22 protein-coding genes are annotated in these 20,597 nt (G+C 41.5%); 13 read left to right on the top strand and 9 right to left on the bottom strand.

Annotated elements, in window-relative coordinates; translation table 11 throughout:
• Positions 1-445 precede the first annotated feature (445 nt).
• The 5 genes from rpmH to mnmE all read left to right on the top strand — a co-directional run bounded on the left by rpmH (position 446) and on the right by mnmE (position 4,547).
• Complete coding sequence (gene rpmH, locus DCO44_RS13980) at positions 446-580, top strand: 50S ribosomal protein L34 (RefSeq protein WP_000831329.1); 135 nt, start codon at positions 446-448, stop codon at positions 578-580.
• A 30-nt stretch (positions 581-610) separates the two neighbouring features.
• Positions 611-1,000: a ribonuclease P protein component gene (gene rnpA, locus DCO44_RS13985; protein WP_116762923.1), complete on the top strand. Its 390-nt coding sequence runs from the start codon at positions 611-613 to the stop codon at positions 998-1,000.
• Between the two features lie 9 nt (positions 1,001-1,009).
• The gene (yidD, locus tag DCO44_RS13990; RefSeq protein ID WP_116762925.1) at positions 1,010-1,330 is read left to right on the top strand and encodes a membrane protein insertion efficiency factor YidD; all 321 of its coding nucleotides are present in this window, start codon (positions 1,010-1,012) and stop codon (positions 1,328-1,330) included.
• A 5-nt stretch (positions 1,331-1,335) separates the two neighbouring features.
• The gene (yidC, locus tag DCO44_RS13995; protein ID WP_116762927.1) at positions 1,336-3,090 is read left to right on the top strand and encodes a membrane protein insertase YidC; all 1,755 of its coding nucleotides are present in this window, start codon (positions 1,336-1,338) and stop codon (positions 3,088-3,090) included.
• Positions 3,091-3,191: 101 nt separating this feature from the next.
• Positions 3,192-4,547 carry a tRNA uridine-5-carboxymethylaminomethyl(34) synthesis GTPase MnmE gene (gene mnmE, locus DCO44_RS14000; RefSeq protein WP_116762929.1) on the top strand — a complete coding sequence of 452 codons (1,356 nt, stop codon included), beginning with the start codon at positions 3,192-3,194 and terminating at the stop codon, positions 4,545-4,547.
• Positions 4,548-4,599: 52 nt separating this feature from the next.
• Here the strand turns inward: mnmE and DCO44_RS14005 are convergent, their stop codons facing one another.
• Both DCO44_RS14005 and DCO44_RS14010 read right to left on the bottom strand, forming a co-directional pair.
• Positions 4,600-5,784 (bottom strand): MFS transporter, encoded by a 1,185-nt coding sequence (locus DCO44_RS14005; RefSeq protein WP_416224531.1) that lies wholly within the window; start codon positions 5,782-5,784, stop codon positions 4,600-4,602.
• An 86-nt stretch (positions 5,785-5,870) separates the two neighbouring features.
• Positions 5,871-6,137, bottom strand: coding sequence for a metal/formaldehyde-sensitive transcriptional repressor (locus DCO44_RS14010; protein WP_116762931.1), 267 nt, complete (start codon positions 6,135-6,137; stop codon positions 5,871-5,873).
• 37 nt (positions 6,138-6,174) lie between these two features.
• Between DCO44_RS14010 and dmeF the strand changes: the two genes are divergently transcribed.
• Both dmeF and DCO44_RS14020 read left to right on the top strand, forming a co-directional pair.
• Positions 6,175-7,131, top strand: a complete 957-nt coding sequence (gene dmeF / locus DCO44_RS14015) for a CDF family Co(II)/Ni(II) efflux transporter DmeF (RefSeq protein ID WP_116762933.1) — start codon at positions 6,175-6,177, stop codon at positions 7,129-7,131.
• A gap of 125 nt (positions 7,132-7,256) precedes the next feature.
• Positions 7,257-7,958: a DsbC family protein gene (locus tag DCO44_RS14020; RefSeq protein ID WP_116762935.1), complete on the top strand. Its 702-nt coding sequence runs from the start codon at positions 7,257-7,259 to the stop codon at positions 7,956-7,958.
• Between the two features lie 70 nt (positions 7,959-8,028).
• Here the strand turns inward: DCO44_RS14020 and DCO44_RS14025 are convergent, their stop codons facing one another.
• The 4 genes from DCO44_RS14025 to DCO44_RS14040 form a co-directional block, all read right to left on the bottom strand.
• The gene (locus DCO44_RS14025) at positions 8,029-8,286 is read right to left on the bottom strand and encodes a GlsB/YeaQ/YmgE family stress response membrane protein (RefSeq protein ID WP_116762937.1); all 258 of its coding nucleotides are present in this window, start codon (positions 8,284-8,286) and stop codon (positions 8,029-8,031) included.
• A gap of 210 nt (positions 8,287-8,496) precedes the next feature.
• Positions 8,497-9,024 carry a hypoxanthine phosphoribosyltransferase gene (hpt, locus tag DCO44_RS14030; protein ID WP_116762939.1) on the bottom strand — a complete coding sequence of 176 codons (528 nt, stop codon included), beginning with the start codon at positions 9,022-9,024 and terminating at the stop codon, positions 8,497-8,499.
• 204 nt (positions 9,025-9,228) lie between these two features.
• A complete protein-coding gene (guaD, locus tag DCO44_RS14035; RefSeq protein ID WP_116762941.1) occupies positions 9,229-10,548 on the bottom strand; it encodes a guanine deaminase in 1,320 nt (439 codons plus the stop codon).
• Between the two features lie 225 nt (positions 10,549-10,773).
• On the bottom strand, positions 10,774-11,736 hold the full coding sequence (locus tag DCO44_RS14040; protein ID WP_116762943.1) for a TerC family protein: 963 nt from the start codon (positions 11,734-11,736) through the stop codon (positions 10,774-10,776).
• Positions 11,737-12,381: 645 nt separating this feature from the next.
• On the opposite strand from DCO44_RS14040, the gene DCO44_RS14045 reads away from it, so the two are divergent.
• Positions 12,382-12,666, top strand: a complete 285-nt coding sequence (locus tag DCO44_RS14045) for a GNAT family N-acetyltransferase (protein ID WP_116762945.1) — start codon at positions 12,382-12,384, stop codon at positions 12,664-12,666.
• A 102-nt stretch (positions 12,667-12,768) separates the two neighbouring features.
• The gene (locus tag DCO44_RS16880) at positions 12,769-12,912 is read left to right on the top strand and encodes a hypothetical protein (protein WP_228157560.1); all 144 of its coding nucleotides are present in this window, start codon (positions 12,769-12,771) and stop codon (positions 12,910-12,912) included.
• A 241-nt stretch (positions 12,913-13,153) separates the two neighbouring features.
• Here DCO44_RS16880 and mpl read toward each other — a convergent pair whose 3' ends face one another.
• Positions 13,154-14,518 carry a UDP-N-acetylmuramate:L-alanyl-gamma-D-glutamyl-meso-diaminopimelate ligase gene (mpl, locus tag DCO44_RS14055; RefSeq protein WP_116762947.1) on the bottom strand — a complete coding sequence of 455 codons (1,365 nt, stop codon included), beginning with the start codon at positions 14,516-14,518 and terminating at the stop codon, positions 13,154-13,156.
• Between the two features lie 254 nt (positions 14,519-14,772).
• Between mpl and DCO44_RS14060 the strand changes: the two genes are divergently transcribed.
• From DCO44_RS14060 to DCO44_RS14080, 4 genes are all read left to right on the top strand, one after another.
• Positions 14,773-15,111, top strand: a complete 339-nt coding sequence (locus tag DCO44_RS14060) for a DMT family protein (protein WP_116762974.1) — start codon at positions 14,773-14,775, stop codon at positions 15,109-15,111.
• Between the two features lie 291 nt (positions 15,112-15,402).
• On the top strand, positions 15,403-15,918 hold the full coding sequence (gene purE, locus DCO44_RS14065; protein ID WP_026441188.1) for a 5-(carboxyamino)imidazole ribonucleotide mutase: 516 nt from the start codon (positions 15,403-15,405) through the stop codon (positions 15,916-15,918).
• 15 nt (positions 15,919-15,933) lie between these two features.
• Positions 15,934-17,055 (top strand): 5-(carboxyamino)imidazole ribonucleotide synthase, encoded by a 1,122-nt coding sequence (locus DCO44_RS14070; protein ID WP_116762948.1) that lies wholly within the window; start codon positions 15,934-15,936, stop codon positions 17,053-17,055.
• Positions 17,056-17,804: 749 nt separating this feature from the next.
• A complete protein-coding gene (locus tag DCO44_RS14080) occupies positions 17,805-19,100 on the top strand; it encodes a lytic murein transglycosylase (protein ID WP_116762976.1) in 1,296 nt (431 codons plus the stop codon).
• 49 nt (positions 19,101-19,149) lie between these two features.
• On the opposite strand, the gene DCO44_RS14085 is transcribed toward DCO44_RS14080, so the two are convergent.
• Both DCO44_RS14085 and DCO44_RS14090 read right to left on the bottom strand, forming a co-directional pair.
• Positions 19,150-19,527, bottom strand: a complete 378-nt coding sequence (locus DCO44_RS14085) for a hypothetical protein (protein WP_116762952.1) — start codon at positions 19,525-19,527, stop codon at positions 19,150-19,152.
• Positions 19,528-19,643: 116 nt separating this feature from the next.
• Complete coding sequence (locus DCO44_RS14090) at positions 19,644-20,543, bottom strand: matrixin family metalloprotease (RefSeq protein ID WP_116762954.1); 900 nt, start codon at positions 20,541-20,543, stop codon at positions 19,644-19,646.
• Positions 20,544-20,597 lie beyond the last annotated feature (54 nt).

Genomic DNA, 20,597 nt, shown 5'->3' on the forward strand with positions numbered 1-20,597 from the left:
ATCCACAACTCCTTAAACTCTTAAAAACACAGATATCCACAATGTTAACTCTTGTTTTTATATATTAAAAATGGGTTTTCCACAGAAAAACAGCTCCCTAATAATAATAAATTTAAATTTTAAAATTTGAATTTATTTATAAGGATTGCTTTTACTGTGGATAACTTGGACACCAGAATGAATTTAAATTTAAACCATTGTGTATTTATAGTGGTGTGGATAAAATTGTGAATAATATTGTTTATAACTTATTTCCCATTATTTAACAACTCATTATGATGTGAATAGTTTTTAAATCAGGGAAAGACTTAATTCAGACTTTCCAAGTTAAGTTTTATTGATTACAAGTTTATTTGGTTCGAATAGGTGTTTTTGATTGACAGCTCAAGCAATGAACACTAAAATCGCGGACCTTTATAGAAAGATCATTTTTTGGAGTTTCGATATGAAACGTACATTCCAACCATCTGAATTAAAGCGTAAGCGCGTTCATGGTTTCCGTGCTCGTATGGCTACTAAAGCTGGTCGTCAAGTATTAGCTCGCCGTCGTGCAAAAGGTCGTCACAGCTTAACTGTTTAATTTGTTAGCGCTTAGACGATTTTGGGTGTTATGACACTTTATGACTTCGGCACAGAGCGGCGTCTTCGTTGTGCTGCCGATTATAAAGTTGTGTTTGATGGTGCGCTTTTTAAAGTGCACCAACCCCATTTCTTATTTCTTGCGACACCTTCCAAACAGCCTAACAGTCGTTTGGGTATTGTTGTTGCTAAGAAAAAAGTGCGCCGTGCGCATGAAAGAAATCGAGTAAAACGACTTGCTCGCGAAAGTTTTCGCCTGCATCAAATGCAACTGGATGCCTTGGATATTGTTGTTATGCCTAAAGTTGGTATAGAAACAGTCGCGAATTCAGAATTGCATCAGCAATTACAATTTGCTTGGCAAAAGCTGCAACGCATTGCTAAAAAGCATTCAAAAATAGCTCCCTCCCCACAGAAGTAGAGAAGGCCAATGGTACGTGTGCTGCATTGGTTTATTCGATTCTATCAGATCGCAATTAGTCCTATGTTAGGACCACGTTGTCGGTATCTACCTACATGTTCTCAATATTCATTGGAAGCAATCCATACACATGGAGCTGTACGGGGTGTTTGGTTGGCTGCAAATCGTATTTGTCGATGTCATCCATGGGGCGGCTCGGGCTATGATCCTGTTCCTGCAAAAGCAATTCGTTTTATTTCATTTCAGCAAATCGATTCTCAAATGCATCTCGTTGCTGTACCCTTTCGTGGATGTTTATGGAATCAAAATCACTCTAACTTTTTGGGGTAATAGATATGCAACAATGGGCCAGGATTGCAATTCTAGGAGCCATGTTTGTCGTCGCATATTTGCTTATTTTGGCATGGCAAAAGGACTATGGGCATAATGAAGTACAACAGCAGCCACAAGCTGCTGCAGTAGTTTCACATGAAGTGTCTGCCGACTTGCCAAATGGACAGACAGCTACGGCTGCTCCTGATGTGCCACAAGCAAATAGTACTGCTCAGCAAACTACAGAATCGACTGCGGCAGCAAGTCAACAGCTTATTTCAGTTCAAACTGACCTTTATCATCTTTGGATTAATCCTAAAGGTGGTGATATTGTTCGTGTTGAATTACTCAATCATGATAAAAACAAAGATAGCGATGAACCGTTTGTTATGCTGGAAAGCGATGCCAAACGTACGTATGTTGCACAATCTGGTTTAATTGGTCTAAATGGACCTGACAGTGGTCGTAATGGTCGTCCTGTCTATGAAATTGAGAAATCTGCATATACTTTAGCTGATGCAAAAGCAGCGAAAGATAAAGACGGCAAGTCAGTTCAAGTACTTTCTGTTCCGATGGTCTTTAAAACGACTGATGGCGTAGAAATTATTAAAACTTTCACGTTCACTCAAGGCGAATATCCAGTTGTGGTCAATCACAAAGTGGTCAACCGCAGTGGTCAAAACTGGCAAGGCCAGATGTTTGGTCAGCTCAAACGTGATAATTCGGAAGATCCAGGTAAATCGGATCAGGGTATTTTCACCTTGGGCACCTTCTTGGGTGGTGCATGGGGTACGCCTGAAGAACATTACAACAAGCTTAAATTTGCCAACTTTAACGACGAAAAGTTAAATGTTGAAGCAAAAGGCGGCTGGGTTGCAATGGTTCAGCATTACTTCGTTAGTGCTTGGATTCCAGGCGAGTTGAAGTTGACTCAGGCGAATGGTCAAGCTTATAGCGCTAAATTAGAGTCGCGTAAATCGAGTGATGACATGAACATCCTCAGTTTTACTTCACCAACCATTAATGTACCTGCAGGTACAGTGGCAGAAGTTGACGCGACGTTCTATTCAGGTCCTAAAATTCAATCTGAATTGAAAGACTTGGCTGTAGGTTTAAATCAGACGGTTGATTATGGTTGGTTATGGCCAATCGCGAAATTATTGTTCCTTGGCTTACAATTCTTCCATAATTTGGTGGGGAACTGGGGCTGGTCAATTATTTTACTGACTGTATTGGTTAAACTCATTCTGTGGCCGTTGTCGTCTAAGAGCTATCGCTCAATGGCGAAAATGCGTGTAATTGCGCCAGAAATGCAGCGAATGAAAGAAGAATTCGGTGAAGACCGTATGCGCTTCTCTCAAGAAATGATGGCATTGTACAAGCGTGAGCAAGTCAACCCACTTTCAGGCTGTTTACCGTTATTACTCCAAATGCCAATCTTCTTGGCTTTGTATTGGGTATTGATGGAAAGTGTGGAATTGCGTCATGCGCCTTGGATGCTCTGGATTCAAGACTTATCAGCAATGGATCCTTGGTTTATCCTGCCATTATTGATGGGCGTGACCATGTTCATTCAGCAAATGTTGAACCCGCAACCTGCCGATCCAATGCAGGCGAAAGTGTTCCGCATTATGCCAATTATGTTCACGGTATTCATGTTGTTCTTCCCTGCAGGTTTAGTGCTGTACTGGATTGTGAACAATACGATTACGATTACACAGCAATGGTTTATTAATAAATCAGTAGAAAAAGCACGTAGCTCGAAAGAAGCCGCATAACGCAGCTTCTCACGGCAACTAGCTGATTAAATCCGCTTAAGATGGTAATCTTAGGCGGATTTTTATTTGGGTTCGATTGGGACTAACGTCAGGTGAATTGTATGCAGCATCAAACCACTATCGCAGCGATTGCTACTCCGCCAGGTCGTGGTGGTGTGGGGGTAATTCGTCTTTCTGGTCCGCAAGCTTATGCGATTGCAGAACAGTTATGCCAAAAAGCTTTACCCAAAGCACGGATGGCGGGTTTCCGTCAGTTTTTGGATGATGTGCAAGAAGTGTTGGATGAGGGTTTGGTGATTTGTTTTCCCAATCCAAACTCGTTCACGGGTGAGGATGTGGTTGAGTTACAGGGACATGGTGGACCTGTGATTCAAAATGCCTTGCTCGCTCGTTGTTTAGAATTGGGTGCAACCGCAGCCAAGGCAGGCGAGTTTTCCATGCGTGCTTTTGAAAATGGCAAACTGGATTTGGTACAAGCAGAAGCGATTGCCGATTTGATTGATGCGACTTCGCAGGCCGCGGCTCGTTCTGCAGTGCGTTCTTTGCAAGGGGCCTTTTCACATAAAGTGAATACTGTGCTAGAAAAGTTGATTCATTTGCGTTTGCACGTGGAAGCGGCAATCGACTTTCCTGAAGAAGAAATTGACTTCTTGGCTGACGGCAAGATTTTAACTTTATTGGAAGACGTACAGCATTCCGTGGCTGTGGTGCAGAAATCTGCCCGTCAAGGACAATTACTACGTGAAGGTTTACAGGTGGTGATTGCAGGTAAGCCGAATGCGGGTAAATCTTCTTTACTCAATGCCTTAGCGGGCATTGAGCGCGCGATTGTGACGGATATTGCAGGAACCACCCGCGATGTGTTGCATGAAAAGATCAGCCTCAATGGTTTGCCAATAACATTGACCGATACCGCAGGATTGCGTGAAACAGGCGATGTGGTGGAAAAAGAAGGTATTCGCCGCGCGATTAAAGAAATTGAGCAAGCTGATTTATTGTTATTGGTCTATGACTTGAGTCAAGGTGAAGACCCACTGCAATTGGCACGGGAATACTTTGAGCATCATCTTGAACCGAAACGCTTAATGTTGATTGGGAATAAATGTGATTTAACCGATGCAACAGCTCAAATTGGCGATTTTCAAGGTTTTCGCCATATTACGGTTTCAGCCAAACAGGAAACAGGCGTTCAATCACTCATAGAGGCGATTACAGTGCATGCTGGCTTTCAGCCAGAAGAAGATACCTTTATTGCGCGAACACGTCATTTAGACGCAATGAAGCGCACACAGCACTATCTTGCAGAAGCCCATGAGCAGTTGGTGGTGTTTCATGCAGGTGAATTGGTTGCCGAGTCGCTACGTCTTGCACAAAATGCTTTAAGTGAAATTACAGGTGAATTTAGTGCGGATGATTTGTTAGGGAAAATTTTCGGATCGTTCTGTATTGGAAAGTAATCTTTTGATCATAATTTAACTGGTTTTATTATAGTTTTGAGAAGGCTTTACTTTAGATTGGAAGTAAAGCCTTTTGTTTGCGGTGCCAAAGATACAGCGTTAAGCAGAGGATGCTCATGCCAATGCCAAAACCGATCACTGCGAGATTTAAGCCCCATAAATCTGCACTGTAACCTACCGAAATAATTGGCACGATCGTGCCTAGATATCCCATAAACAAATAGGTCGAGATCACTGCGGCACGATTGTGTGGATCTGTCATTTGATGAATCAGACCAAATGATCCCATAATACCTAGACCATGTCCCAAGCCCACGCCAATATCACTAATAAAAAACAATAGACTCAATTGGGTTTGCATACAGATGGCTAAGAGTAGACAACTGCCCATCAGTAAAATCAAACCATAATTTAAGCTACGTCCTGCGGGTAACGATTTGGCAAAAAACTGTATGATCGCTGAAATAAACAGAATGCTGGAAATCGCGACACCACTGACCAGAGGACCATGCCATGGAATCAGGTCTTTGACAAAGGACCCAGACAGCGAAGCAAACAGACTAAATATACCAAAAGCACAAAACGCAGTTAAACCTGCAATAAAAAAATGAGTTCGGGTCTGGGCGGCAGGAAGCTCTAAATGCGGTGCAATTGAAAAGGTTTGTGCTTGAAAAGTCGGTGATTTTAAGCGAAAGAGTCCAATTAAACAGAGGACTGCCCCTGCAATAATTGGCAGATAGGGCGTGAGCAATGGAAATGCAGAAAATTGAGCAATCACACCGCCAATCAATGGCCCTAAAGCAAAACCAATAACGGTAATAATTGAGCTTAACTGTGGGGCATGAGATTTATGACTGTCCGGAATGGTCAGCATGAGACCTAACATAGCGGAAGTACTGATCAGCCCTGAAGCAATCCCAATAATAAAACGTCCTAAACCGAGCCAAGCAGTGCTACTGGCAAAAGCAGAAAGCCCTAATCCTAGAATGACAAATCCTAAACCGACTTGTAGTGTGCGCAAAAAACCAAAGCTGTTGCTGGCGCGGCCGAAAAAGAGCAACATTGCTAAACAGCCAAACATATAAGCAACAAAAATATAGGTAATCTGACTGGGCAATAAATGCCACAGTTCTTGATAAATCGGATACAGCGGGCTGGCTAAAGCTGTACCGATAGTTCCCATAATCAAGGCAAGGCTGACCATGATAAATGGACGCCAAGGAGGTTGAACTGTCATAAAGCATCACAAAAACTGTCGGGAAAAGCTCAATAAAAAATAAAGAGTTTCGAAAGCTTAAGCTGAAACTGATGCTTAAACAATCACTAACCGTAGCGTTTTAATAACTTTAAAAATTCGGCAAGTTCAGCTTCATCAAATTCACTATGAGGTTTTAGAACATGATGGCGCAGATGGGCTTCAATCAGTTCATTCATCAGACCATTGACTGCCCCCTTTACCGCAGCCACTTGCTGTAATACCTCAATACAAGAGCTGTCTGGTTGCATGAGGGCTTGGTCGATTGCTTGAATTTGCCCTTGCAAACGCTTTACGCGATTCTTAATTTTTTGATCTTCATATAAATGGCCCACACTTTCCTCCAAAAATAAATATACTACTGGGGAGTATATTGGTGAGAACATTATGCAACATTCGATCATGCACAGAAGCCATAGTCATCAATTTGATGAAGGGAATCCTTTGGCACAAAAACGAATCCTAATTGCGACTATTTTAACGGCAGTCATGATGCTATTAGAAGTGATTGGCGGCTGGATTTTTAATTCTATGGCATTACTTGCCGATGGTTGGCACATGAGTTCGCATATGTTGGCATTGGGTTTGGCTTATTTTTCCTATCGCGCTGCACGTCATTATGCTCAGGATCACCGTTTTAGCTTTGGTACGTGGAAAATTGAAATTTTAGCGGGATACAGCAGCGCGATTTTACTGTTGGTGGTTGCAATTTTTATGGCATTTCAGTCGGTAGAACGCCTGATTCATCCTATTGATATTCAATATAATCAAGCGATCCCCATTGCGATTTTAGGCTTGGTGGTGAACTTGATTTGTGCATGGTTGTTACATGATGGTCACCATCACCATCACCATCACCATCACCATCACGAAGAATCGACTCATTCGCATCAGCATGAACACGATCTCAATCAAAAAGCCGCTTTTTTACATGTGGTTGCCGATGCAGTGACCTCGGTCTTTGCAATAGTTGCGTTGTTTGCCGGAAAATATATGGGATGGTCGTTTCTCGATGCTTTATTAGGGGTTTTAGGGGCAATTTTGGTCGCACGTTGGGCTGTAGGATTGATGCAGGACACGGCGAAAACCCTATTAGATGCAGAAATGAATCATCCTGTCGTGGAGGAAATCCGTGAGGTGATTCAGGATCTCCCTGTGGTTGTTGAAGTGACCGATTTACATGTCTGGAAAGTCGCCAAAGGGAAGTTTGCCTGTATTTTGGCACTCAGTAGTCACTCATCAATCAGTGCGGATGAAGTGCGTGAGGCATTGGCGATTCATGAAGAAATTGTGCATGTCTCGGTAGAAATTAATCCTTTATCGGTTTAAGGCGTAGTTCCACGTGAAACACTCAGGTATTTGTTTTACCAAATACCTGATAAAAATTATCAATCATCACAATCATTCGGATTAAACTGATTCACTTTTATAACTTACGTGAACGAGCAGAATTCATGTTGAAAAGAACAATGGTTGCGATGCTGGCGGGTTTCATTTCTTGGTCTAGTTTTGCGAGTGTCGAGACTGTAAAAACCAATCTAGCCAAACAACATCCAGATTTGAAAATTGAGAATATTCAAAGCACGGAAATGCCAGGTATCTATAGTGGCTCTATGGATGGTCAAGTGGTTTATGTTGGAGAAAATACCCAACATATTTTAGTGGGATCGATGATTCGGTTGAACGATCAGCGTAATTTGACCAAGGATTTGATTTTAAAGCAGAACTCAATTGACTGGAAAAAATTGCCATTACAAGATGCGGTGAAAACGGTGCGAGGTAATGGTAAACGCCAATTGGCGATCTTTTCTGACCCAAATTGCCCGTATTGCAAGCAACTTGAGGCTGAATTAAAAAAACTGGATAACGTGACCATTTATACTTTCATTTATCCAATCAAGCCGCAATCAGTTACGCCGTCTAAAGCGGTGTATTGTGAAAAAGATCAAAGTTATGCTTGGGAAAATCTGATTGCTAAAGGGATTGCTCCTGCGGGGAATAAAAGCTGTGCCAATCCAATTGAACGTAATTTGAAACTAGGTCAATCTCTTGGCGTAAATGGAACACCGACACTGATTTTCTCGAATGGTTTTAAAGCGGCGGGTGGCTTCCCTGCCGAGCAAATTGAACTCATTTGGAAAGAGTTAGGTTTGTAATGAGATAGAAATTAATTTTTAAAAAAGCCTTTTCATGGTTCACGTGAAAAGGCTTTTTTTATGCGAAAAATTAAGCGCGGGATTTTTTTATAATAAGATTATAGATAAACAAAATAATAATCGCGCCAATCACTGAGGCAATAAAGCCAGCGGCTACATTATTGGCATAAAGACCGAGCATGCGTCCACCATAAGTTGCCAGTAAAGAACCTGCAATCCCTAAGAGTGTTGTGAGCAAAAAGCCTGCCTTGTTATCGCCAGGATGCAGTGCACGGGCAATCAGACCCGCAATAAAACCGACCACAATTGCAACAATGAGTGACCACATAAGTATTCTCCTTGTTCTTGTTTTGAATCAATGATTTTGACGTACTGCTTATTATTTTGGAGAAAATGGTTTGAGTTAAACAGCAGATCTGCAAAGAAATGTGGTGTTTTTGTGTGAGGGATTGATAGTAAAAAAGACATAAAAAAACCTTCTAAATCCCGAGTAATTCGAGAGATAGAAGGCTAGAAAAAGTGTATTTAGACGTTAAGCTTAGAGACCAATTTCACCAATAAAAGGAATATGACGATATTTTTGATCATAGTCGAGACCATAGCCGACAATAAACTTATCTTCGACTTCAAAGCCCAAGAATTTGACGTCTAAATCAATTTCACGGCGTGAAGGTTTGCTCACGAGTGTGCACAATTCGATGGAGTTGGGTTCGCGTGTTTCCAAAATTTCAAGCACTTTGCTTAAAGTATGCCCAGAGTCAATAATGTCTTCAACAACTAGGACATCTTTACCACGAATTTCGCCGTCTAAGTCTTTTAGAATGCGTACATCACGGCTCGAAACGGTTGATTTTCCATAGCTCGAAACCGTCATAAAGTCGAGTTCATGAGGTTTTTCAATTGTTCGGCATAAATCAGCCATAAAAATAACGGAACCACGTAATAAGCCAATTAAGACAAGTTCTTTATCACTTTGGGCATAGTGGGCATTAATTTTAGCACCAAGCGCTTGTACTTTTGCTTGGATCTCTTCAGCTGAAATCATTACGCTCATTTGAACAGTCATGGGCAGATACCTAAAAATCAAAAATAAAAAAGGCGTTGACCTGCAACACCTCAAAATATGCGTTTATTTTAATACATCTTCTATCGAGATGCATCTTTTGTTGCTTGTTTTTTGTTCGCACCATGACTATCGTGTCGAAGTATGATCGTGCCTGCAAGCAGCAGCAGGCACAGTTTTAACTTGGGCATTGCGGGGGCAACGGACTTATTTAGGCTGGACATAGGCCGCTTGACCATACACATAAGTTGCGTGAATATTACGATCATCACCCATGGTCATGAGGGCAAATAAAGCATCTTCAATGCCTTTGGCCCGTTGTTGACGCAATGCCTGTAAGGCGGTTGCTTGTAGGTCGAGCACGATAAAATCAGCTTCTTTACCGATATCAAAATTACCTAATTGCTGTTCGAGGCTTAATGCTTTGGCACCCCCTAGCGTGGCATGATAAAGCGATTCAAAAGCAGACAGTTTGTCGCCTTGTAATTGTTGTACCTTATAGGCTTCATTTAGCGTCTGGAGTTGGTTGAAGGATGTTCCTGCGCCAATGTCTGTCCCTAAACCGACCTTGACTTGTTTTTCCCATGTCTTTTTCAAGGGGAACAAGCCACTACCGAGAAATAGGTTTGAAGTTGGACAAAAAGCAATGGCTGAATCCGTGGCATGCATGCAATCCCATTCATGGTCTTCTAAATGCACGCAGTGAGCAAAGACAGAACGCGATCCTGTCAGTCCATAATGATGATAAACATCGAGATAACCTTGCTGTGCAGGGAACAATTCTTTGACCCATGCAATTTCATGCTTATTTTCACTTAAATGGGTATGCACATAGACATCTGGATATTCAGCTTTAAGTTGCCCTGCCAGTTGTAATTGTTCAGGTGTGGAGGTTGGTGCAAAACGTGGCGTGATGGCATACAGCGCGCGCCCCTGCCCGTGCCATTTTTCAATCAATGCCTTAGAGTCTGTATACGCACGTTCAGGCGTGTCACATAAAGCTTCAGGTGCATGACGGTCCATCATCACTTTGCCTGCAATCAAACGCATCTGGTGGCGTTGAGCAGCTTCAAATAAAGCATCCACTGATTCTGGATGGACGGTACAAAAAACCAACGCTGTAGTTGTGCCATTTTTTAACAGTTCTTGCACAAAGAATTCGGCAATTTTTGCGGCATAAGCAGGGTCTTGAAACTGCATTTCGGTGGGAAACGTATAGGTATTCAGCCATTCCAACAGTTGTTCACCATAAGCACCGACCATTTCGGTTTGCGGGAAATGAATATGGGTGTCAATAAAACCAGGCACAATCAACTTTTCAGGATAATGTTGGATTGCAACGCCTTCTGGCAGATGTGCGGCTGCATCTTGCCAAGGACCAAACCATTTAATTTTTCCTGCTTCACTGATCAGCACGCCATCTTCTAGATAACGGACCTGCTCTGCGATGTCCGCAGCTTGAGCAACTAAATTTTGAATATCTAAAAAACGACCGCGAACGACAGTGGTCTGCAACAATGAAGACATGGAAAACCCTACAACTTTTACTTTTTTCGGTTGATTGTACCTGAAAATAATTGGCTAGACTGTATAACGTTGACTGAGTCCTCGTTCGGCTAAAATACGATGATCCAGTTTTTTTTGCAGCAGCGGTCCAAATGACCTTGGTCAGTTTCAATTTTGAGTGCCGCAGAAGTAGAAAAGACAGATTCAGCGGACTAAATCTGTCTTTCTAAGATCAATTCATCTGGTTTAAGCCGATGGATTCTCTTGTTTTTTATTGTGACGAATCGACAGCCACGCGGTAATGCTTAATACAATCACGATAAAGCCGAGTGAAATCCAAATTGGCATGTGGAATACATCTAGCATCAACATTTTAAAACCAATGAACAACAGGATAATTCCGAGACCATACGGTAGGTAATGCATCTTCGACGCAGCACCAGAGAGCAAGAAGAACATGGCACGCAGACCTAAAATGGCCATCAGGTTTGCTGTTAACACAATAAACGGATCACTGGTGACCGCAAAAATCGCAGGAATTGAGTCTACTGCAAAAATTACATCAGATGCTTCAACCAGTACCAGCACCAAGAATAATGGGGTAAACCACAACACACCATTTTGACGAACAAAGAATTTATCGCCTTGCAGTTGTGGCGTGATACGCAAATGTTTACGCAACCATTTCAATATAGCCATATTCTCGATGTCGGGTTCATCATCTTGTCCTTTTAAGAACTTGAAGCCCGTGTAAACCAAGAACGCACCGAACAGGTAGAGAATCCAAGAGAATTCTTGGACAAACCATGCACCAATAAAAATAAAGATCGTTCGCAGTACAATTGCACCGAGTACGCCGTAAAGCAAAATTTTACGTTGTAATGCAGGTGGAATCGCAAAGGCTGCAAAAATCATGAGCCAAACAAAGACATTGTCAATCGCAAGGGATTTTTCCAGTAAATAACCCGCGATATATTCCATGGTTTTTTGGTTGGCAATTGCAACCCCCACAGTTTGTTGTAAATACAGCCAGAGACCGCCTGCAAAGAGCATGGCCACACTAACCCAAGCAATACTCCAGTAGGCAGCCGTTTTAAGGGCAACTTGTTGCCCTTGTTTTTGTTTAAATCCGAGAAAGTCGATCAACAGCATGATAATGACAATGCCGAAGAAGACCAAATACAGCCATAAATTGCCGATAGATTCCATAAAAATCCTCCACATCTGGCAATTGGCCACAAAAAAACCTTGACCTGTTGCCAGATGATATAAACATCTGTGTCAACATGATCAAGGTCTTGCCTACATTACACGGGGTAATGCTCAGATACCGACTTTTTGCAAAGTGTAATGACGATATTCTGACACGTCATCACAATAAATTGTGGCTGACGTTTGGAGGAGGCTACTCCCCTTGTTCAAATTCTGTATTGGACTGAGTCCAAATGATGAGGCAAGAATCGCATATTTTGTACAAAAGTGCAAATATAAAGCAAATATGATCAACCTAAACCTGTTGATATTTGATCTATGCGTTTAATCAATGCCGAATAACAAAGACGTAAATTTTAAGGCTTAAATGGAACTGTGTTGTCGTATTGCACTAAAATTTTTGCCAATAATGAGCCACAGAGCATTAATACGAAATAAATTAACATGCCGCTACTCCTGTGCGTGCTATCTGTTTAGCATAGGAATAAATGGGCGTGAGCTTCATCCCTTGAACTAGGGATTTCCTGTTTAAGGTGTAACTAGATTTTAAACTTTGGTCGATGCTCTTTAACAAGGGGGTATTTTTTCTATAGGGCTTATGGCATGTTAACTGTAGTTCATCTGTATAGAGGAAAACCGAGTATGCAATTCCAACACCATAATAATGCTGAAAAAGGTGAGTTTTTTCTAAATGATGCTGAGGGGCAACGTATTGCTGAAATCACTTATATCTGGCGTGATGCATCTACCATTGTGGCCGACCATACTTGGGTAGATGATAGTTTACGTGGTCAAGGCGTGGCACGTCAGTTGTTGGATGTCTTGGTCGAATACGCACGCGAAAAACAGTTAAAAATTGTGCCTGTGTGTAGTTATGTTGATGTGATGTTTAAACGTGATCAAAGCCTATTGGATGTTGCGGCTTAATATAGTCATCGTATTTTATTATACTTTAAGGATTACAACTTAATGAGAACAACATGGTTGTGTTGCCTGAACAGTGTGTTTAAGACAGTTGAATTGACGTAAATGAAGAAGCTTTTATCTTTTGTCTTATGCAGTTTGCTTTCCCCTTTAGTATTTGCCGAAGATTGTGCAAAACTTGAGGAAAAGGCAGGACAAAAAGAAGTCCAGATGATTCCCCGTTGGGGCATGAAAGTGATTGCCCCATGACGTGTCTATTTTCACTCTGCACCCAGTGATGCCTGTAAAATCAAGGATCTATTCATTATAAAAAATGATTTTATTACCGCTTATAGCACTTATGATGATGGCAAAGAACAATGGGTTTCGATCATGTATATGAGCAAGCGTTTGGGTGACACAGTACAAGGTTGGGCAAAACGAAAAGACTCTGATTAATTGGGTAATTGTATAAAAAAACCCGCCGTAGCGGGCTTTTAAATGCACAAATTTAGGCGTTTAAAGCACGAATCAATTTTTGGTGTAAACCACCAAAACCACCGTTGGACATAATCACTACGGCATCACCCTCTCCTGCTTCGTTCACCACAGTTTGAATAATATCTTCAAGGGAACGCGCCACAATCGCTTTGTTAGATGCTGCATCAATCACCGGTTGTAAGTCCCAATCCAGACCTTCAGGTTGATACCAAATCACTTCATCTGCCAGACGTGCCGAATATGCCAGTCCATCTTTATGGCTACCCATACGCATGGTGTTTGAACGTGGTTCAATGATTGCCCAAAGTTTACGTTCACCTAAACGTTTACGTGCACCTTCAAGTGTGGTGTCAATTGCAGTTGGATGATGGGCAAAGTCATCATAGACTTCAACGCCACGTACAGTCCCTAAGAGTTCCATACGACGCTTTACACCACCGAAGTGAGACAGTGCTTCACAGGCAGTTTCAATGCTCACACCCACGTGTTCAGCCGCAGCAATAGTGGCTAAGGCATTCGCTACTGAATGCTGCCCTGTCATATTCCATTTGACTTCGCCTTTGACCACGCCGTGTTGTAATACTTTAAAGTGTGAACCATCTGCTGAAAGCTGTTCTGCATACAATTCCGCTTCTGGATGTGTATCTAATGAGGTACGTACCACAGGTGTCCAACAGCCCATTTCCAATACTTCATCAATGTTGCTTTCAGTAATTGGGGCAATAATGCGACCTTCACTTGGAATGGTACGCACTAAATGATGGAATTGTTTTTGAATGGCAGCCAAATCATCAAAAATGTCGGCATGGTCAAATTCAAGGTTATTTAAAATTGCAGTTTTTGGATGGTAATGCACAAACTTAGAACGTTTGTCGAAAAATGCCGAATCGTATTCATCTGCTTCAACACAGAAGTATTTTCCGCCGCCTAAGCGAGCACTTTCAGAGAAACCTAAAGGCACACCGCCAATTAAAAAACCAGGTTCTAAGCCAGCCTGATCCAACACCCACGCCAACATGGTGGTGGTGGTGGTTTTACCATGAGTCCCTGCAACCCCAAGGACATGTTTCCCTTGCAAGACATGATCTGCAAGGAATTGTGGCCCTGAAATGTAGGGTAAACCCTGATTGAGCATATATTCAACTGCGTCAATTCCGCGTTTCATGGCATTGCCGACAATGACTAAATCGGGGTGCGGTTGTAAATGGCTACGATCATAGCCTTGCATTAAAGTAATGCCTGCATTTTCCAGTTGAGTGGACATGGGCGGATAAACGTTCAAATCTGAACCTGTCACCTTATGTCCTAAATCTCGCGCTAATAATGCCAATGAACCCATAAAGGTGCCGCAAATACCCAAAATATGCAGATGCATTGATCTTTAACTCCACTGCTTTTTGACACAGCACTTCATGATTGGTGTTGTTGTCAGAATTGATTCGATTTGACAGCAACGATATCAAGGCTCTTAGGGAAAAGATAGTTTTTCTTGTATCAATTTAGACAGTTCACTCATGACAGATTGAGCCAAGATTAAAGTCGATAAAATTCCCTAAAGAAAGCACTTTGACTTATACTTTTGAGCCTATTTTAGGTCTTAGTTGTGAATGTGGTGTAATGATGAATACCATGCTGATTCCGTTTGCATTGTTAGTAATATCCAATTGTTTTATGACATTGGCTTGGTACGGTCATCTAAAATTTTTACATGGTGCACCCTTGTGGCAAGCAATTTTATTTGGCTGGTTAATTGCCCTATTCGAATATGCCTTTATGATCCCTGCCACTCGTCTCTTGGCACAGGATGGCTGGTCTGTAGGGCAAATGAAAATTACCCAAGAAGTCATGACCTTATTGGTTTTTGTGCCATTTATGATTTATCTGTTTAAACAGCCCTTTAAATTAGACTATCTCTGGGCAGGCCTTTGCTTATTGGGTTGTGTGTATTTTGTATTTAGAAGCCAATAACGGTTTTAGTAAGAATGGGGTTGTGGTGACTGGATTTTTGAGATGAGATAAAACTTGCTGCAACCTGTTCACTACAGAACGGCCAAAACAGCACTTATATCGGCTTATTTTTTAACCAAGGGAATCATTTCCTTATTTTTATCGAAAAAAAACTAAAAATATCTCGCTCTAGCCCAGCTTAAATTTTGGAGAGATGAAAAATCAGTCTATAATATTGGGCTTCTGAACCATTTAAAGCTTGGCTCTCGTCGAGATTTATCCTCTTTCACTCTAGTCTCTGGAACATTAGCAATGAATGCGGCCGCAGCACAAGACGCTCAACCCCTCGTAGGAATTATCATGGGTTCTCAATCTGATTGGGCGACTCTCGAACACACTGCCAATATGCTTAAGCAACTTGGTGTCCCATTTGAAGCTGAAGTGGTTTCTGCACACCGTACCCCAGATCGTCTATTTGAATATGCTGAAACTGCGCGTGATCGCGGTATTCAAGTAATTATTGCAGGCGCAGGCGGCGCAGCACATTTACCAGGTATGTGCGCGGCAAAAACTGACTTACCAGTCTTGGGTGTACCTGTAAAATCTTCTATTTTAAATGGTGTTGATTCCCTACTTTCGATTGTACAAATGCCAGCGGGTATTGCTGTAGGTACTTTGGCAATTGGTCCAGCAGGTGCAACCAATGCGGCCATTATGGCGGCGCAAATTCTTGGTTTGACACGTCCAGAGATTGCCGAAAATGTCGCAAACTTCCGTGCTGCTCAAACAGAAAAAGTGGCAAGCAACAATATTCCGGGTCAAGCTTAAAACGGGACACAGGTTATGAACAAAACCATCGGTATTTTTGGTGGTGGTCAATTGGGTCGCATGATGGCACAAGCCGCTTTGCCACTGAATATTCAATGTACCTTCTATGAAGCAGATACAGACTGCCCTTCCGCAGCTTTAGGTCAGGTGATTTCAAGCCAAGCCGAACAAGGACTGCAACAGTTTATTCAAAGCGCCGACGTTTTTAGTCTGGAATTTGAAAATACGCCACTGGCTGATGTCGATCTTTTGACGCAAAGCAAAGCCCTTCACCCGCCACGTCAAGCGTTAGCGACTGCACAAAACCGTTTAATGGAAAAAGCCTTATTCGATCAATTGCAGATTCCTGTTGCGCCGTATCAAGCGGTTGATTCTCTAGCGAGTTTACAACAAGCCGTTGCGACACTGGGCTTACCACTGGTACTGAAAACAGCCACTGGCGGTTATGATGGTAAAGGTCAGTTTGTATTGCGCAGTGAAGATCAAATTGAGCAAGCGTGGGCTGAATTGGGTCCCGCAAAAAGCTTGATTGCAGAAAGTTTTGTGACGTTCTCGCGTGAAGTTTCGATTATTGCGGTACGTGGTCAGGAGGGTGAAGTAAAAACTTGGCCTTTGGCTGAAAATCATCACCATCACGGGATTTTATCGCATTCGATTGTTCCTGCGCCAAACAGCGTGGATTTACAGCCAGCGGCACAAGATTACATTACGCGTTTGTTGAATCACTTGAATTATGTCGGTGTGTTAACACTGGAATTGTTCGTGACGGAGCAAGGTCTATTTGCCAATGAGATGGCACCGCGCGTGCACAACTCAGGTCATTGGTCAATTGAAGGTGCGGTTTGTTCGCAATTTGAAAATCATATTCGTGCGGTTGCAGGCTTACCTTTGGGTTCAACCGAAGTGGTGCGCCCTACTGTGATGATCAATATCATTGGTCAATATCCAAAATCTGAGCAGGTTTTGGCGTTAAATGGCGCACATCTGCATTTGTATAACAAAACAGAACGTGCGGGTCGTAAGATCGGTCACATCACTTTAATGCCGAATGACAGCACTCAATTGACCACGTTATGCCGTCAATTGGCGAAAATTTTGCCTGTACCTTTAGCATTAAGCGAAGATATGACCATTTAAATCCTAAACTGTTTAGCAAAAAAGCGATCACTCTGTGGATCGCTTTTTTTATGTCTAGAACTCAGGCATGCTACGCGACCTTGCATTTAGGCAGTGCCTTTTATCGTAAATTTTAGCTTTTTGTTGTGTATTGAATGAATGAAAAATAAGCTCTAAATGGTGCATTTGGATTATTGAAGAATAAGAAAATAGAAAAATATTTTGAATTTAAAACTTGGGTTTTGTGAAAAGTTTGAATTTAAATAAAGAATAAAGCATCAACTGTGGATAAATTATTTGAATTTAAAACGGATTTTTGGTTTTCAATTTAATTTTTAGAATTTGTTTTTGAAATTAAATAGTAGATTGAGGACAAATAATATGAATTTAAAAGTCAGTTGAATGTTTAAATTCATTTTTTTAAAGTTAAAAGCATGTGCATATGAATTTAAATCGGGACTTTTGAATTCAAAACGCTGTATTGGGTCTAATAATTTGGTTGAGTTGGTTTGAATTGTGGTTTTGAATTTAAAAAATGCCATTGTGGATAACCTGTTTTAAATTCAAATCCTGAGTTTTAAATTTAAAACAGTGGTTTTGAATTTAAATTAAGCTTTGGTGTGGGTTGCGGATAACTATTTTTAAATTTAAAAGTGAAAAATGAATTTAAAATTAATAAAAATGAATTCAAATTTTACGTTTCTTATCTGTCAATTTTGTACTGGAATGTTAAGGTAAGCGCATAATTTGAATTTAAAACGAAAGTGATGATGAAACGAATTAATTATTTTATTTTTGGATCCATTTTTTGGGTCGCAACACCATCCCATGCAGAACTGATTATTAATGGTCAACCAACCTCTGCTTCGACTTATAACAATAACTTAACAAACCAAAATGGTTACGGCGCCGAGAATAATTTCCAAGGTTGTTTGTCAAATTTACGTAGTCAAGCCCTGAATGCGGGTGTTAGCGCTTCAACTTATGATCGTTATACCCAAAATTTAACGCCTGATTATAGCGTGATTGATAAGTTGAATTATCAACCTGAATTTTCGACTCCAATTTGGGACTATTTGTCGGGTTTGGTCGATAATGAACGGGTGGAAATGGGGCGACAAAAATTAGCTCAGCATCGTGAGGTACTGAATCGCGTTGCCCTGACTTATGGTGTACCAGTTGAAACGGTTGTGGCAGTCTGGGGCGTTGAGAGTAATTTTGGCAATATTTCAGGTAGTTATCCTTTATTACAGGCTCTCGGTACTTTAAGTTGTGAAGGCCGCCGCCAAAATTATTTCCGTGGTGAGTTTTTTGCCACTATGCGTATTTTACAGCGTGGTGATTTAAGAGAAGAGCAGTTAAGAGGCTCTTGGGCAGGTGCATTTGGTCATACGCAGTTTATGCCATCGACCTATGAAGAGTTAGCGGTCGATTTTGATGGTGATGGTCGCCGTGATTTGGTATCAAGCACTTCCGATGCATTGGCTTCGACCGCCAATTTCCTGACCAAGCGGGGTTGGCAAACAGGCATGCCTTGGGGCTTTGAGGTAACTACGCCCGCAAGCCTGTCTATTTCAGGAGGGCGGCGTAATAAGAAAAGTTTATCTTACTGGATGAATCAAGGAGTGACGCGTGCAGATGGTGGTGCTTTAATTCAAGGCAATTTATCTGCCAGTACGCCCGCAGGATTAATGGCACCCGCAGGTGAAAATGGACCTAAATTCCTAGTTTTTAAGAACTTTGATGCCATTTATAGTTATAACGCGGCTGAAAGTTATGCCTTAGCGATTGCGCATTTATCGGATCGTTTACAAGGCAAAGGTGAGTTTCAACAAAGTTGGCCCACCAACGATGCAGGCACGTCGCGTGCAGAGCGTCGTGAAATTCAGCAATATTTACTGAACCGTGGTTATGACATTGGTCAAGTGGATGGTTTGATTGGTGATAAAACCCGACAAGCCATTCGTGATGAGCAAATTCGTCTTGGTTTAAATCCGACTGGGCGCGCAGGACAACAGACTTTAGCTGTATTTCGCAACGAAAATGCCAAATTGATGATGAAGTAAACATTGAAAGATGACGGTGCAGGTGTACCGTCATCGCATTTCAGGTGCTTTATTCGACTTCGATTGGATCTAATTTGACCGCTTCTAAAATATCAAAAATAACGGTGGTCACATCCTGACTTAAATCTCGATTATTAAAGATTTCATGTGCAGTGATAGTGACATCTGTATCACTTGGTAAAAGTCGTTGTTCTTCTTCAATCAAGTGCTCAATTGGCAGTAATGTCTGCTTGATTTCTAAATGCAAAATATCCTGATATTCAATATTTTCATCTTCCAGTTCAATTTCTTGCTCATTGAAATAGGGCAGGATAATAGAGTGGAGATAAGGCTGAATTTCAATAATATCAAACAATTCCAGATCGCGTGTCTGTTCAAGTGTACTGATATGATCATTCACTTCAATGAGAATATGGTAGTAACTCACATTGTTCTCCGCTCAGTTTGCTGTGTGGATGGTTCTATCACAATAACATGAAATTCGATTTTGTGTTGAGCAAATCGAAGTAAAAGCCTTATAAAATTTAAGGAATTTTTTCAAAGTTATTCTCGAGAAGCCAATAACTGTAAATCCGCAGCTTTGAGTTTAAAATGCTGTAATTCTTGTTCTCCTAAAATGGGATACATCAGGGCTTGTGGGTCATTATGATGCGCCAATCCTAGCGCATGCCCTAATTCATGTGCGATGGTGAGCCTGAGATCATCATTTCCATCAAATTGGTAGATTTCAATTTTATTTCCCATAAACACGCCTTTATGGAATTCGCGTGCAGGGAAGCGTTGTTGGGCTTGTAAAATTTGTTGATTCAGTTGTGCGATACCCACGTTGTGTTGATCAACTTGTTGATTAAATGAATGATTCTGTTGTTGAAAATAAGCCGCTTCTTGTTCGAACTGGGCAATTCTGTATTGTAGTTGGATGAGTTGGTCACGTAAATTTTGTTGCTGTTGTGCAGACTGCACCTGAGCTTGTTGGCTGAGTAAATAGCGATATTCAGCTTCCAATTGTTGTTTTTGTTGTTCTAAACGATGTTGAGTTAAATCCAGTTGAGTTCTGGCGCGTTCAATATTATCTGAAGAGCGATTGTTTTGATTCTTGCCATGATCTAGTTTTTGTTGGGTTTGTTTTAAGGCATCGGCATCTTGCTGACGTTGATCATAGATTAACTCTATACTGAGTTTGGCATTTGGATCATAAACAAACAGCGTTTGTTGTGTACCTTGGTGCCAGATTTCTAGGGCTTCCTGACTCAGTTGCATGACCTGAGCTTGAGTGAGACCAAAACGCGGATCAACATTACCAATTCTAAAGCGTAACCGTTGGTCAAAAGGATGGAATACTCGATCTGACCAGGCGTTATAACGTAATTGATAGTGTGCATGGCTTTGGTAGCTGAGCCAAAGTAGAGCCAAGAAGAGTAGCGTTAAACCAAGTCGATGCATAAATCATTTTTCTTTTTCATTTGTGCTTAATGTAGCGAAAAGTAAGGGTTGTGG

Origin of the sequence: Acinetobacter sp. AM, assembly GCF_003105055.1 — a bacterium.
Lineage (GTDB): Bacteria > Pseudomonadota > Gammaproteobacteria > Pseudomonadales > Moraxellaceae > Acinetobacter > Acinetobacter tibetensis.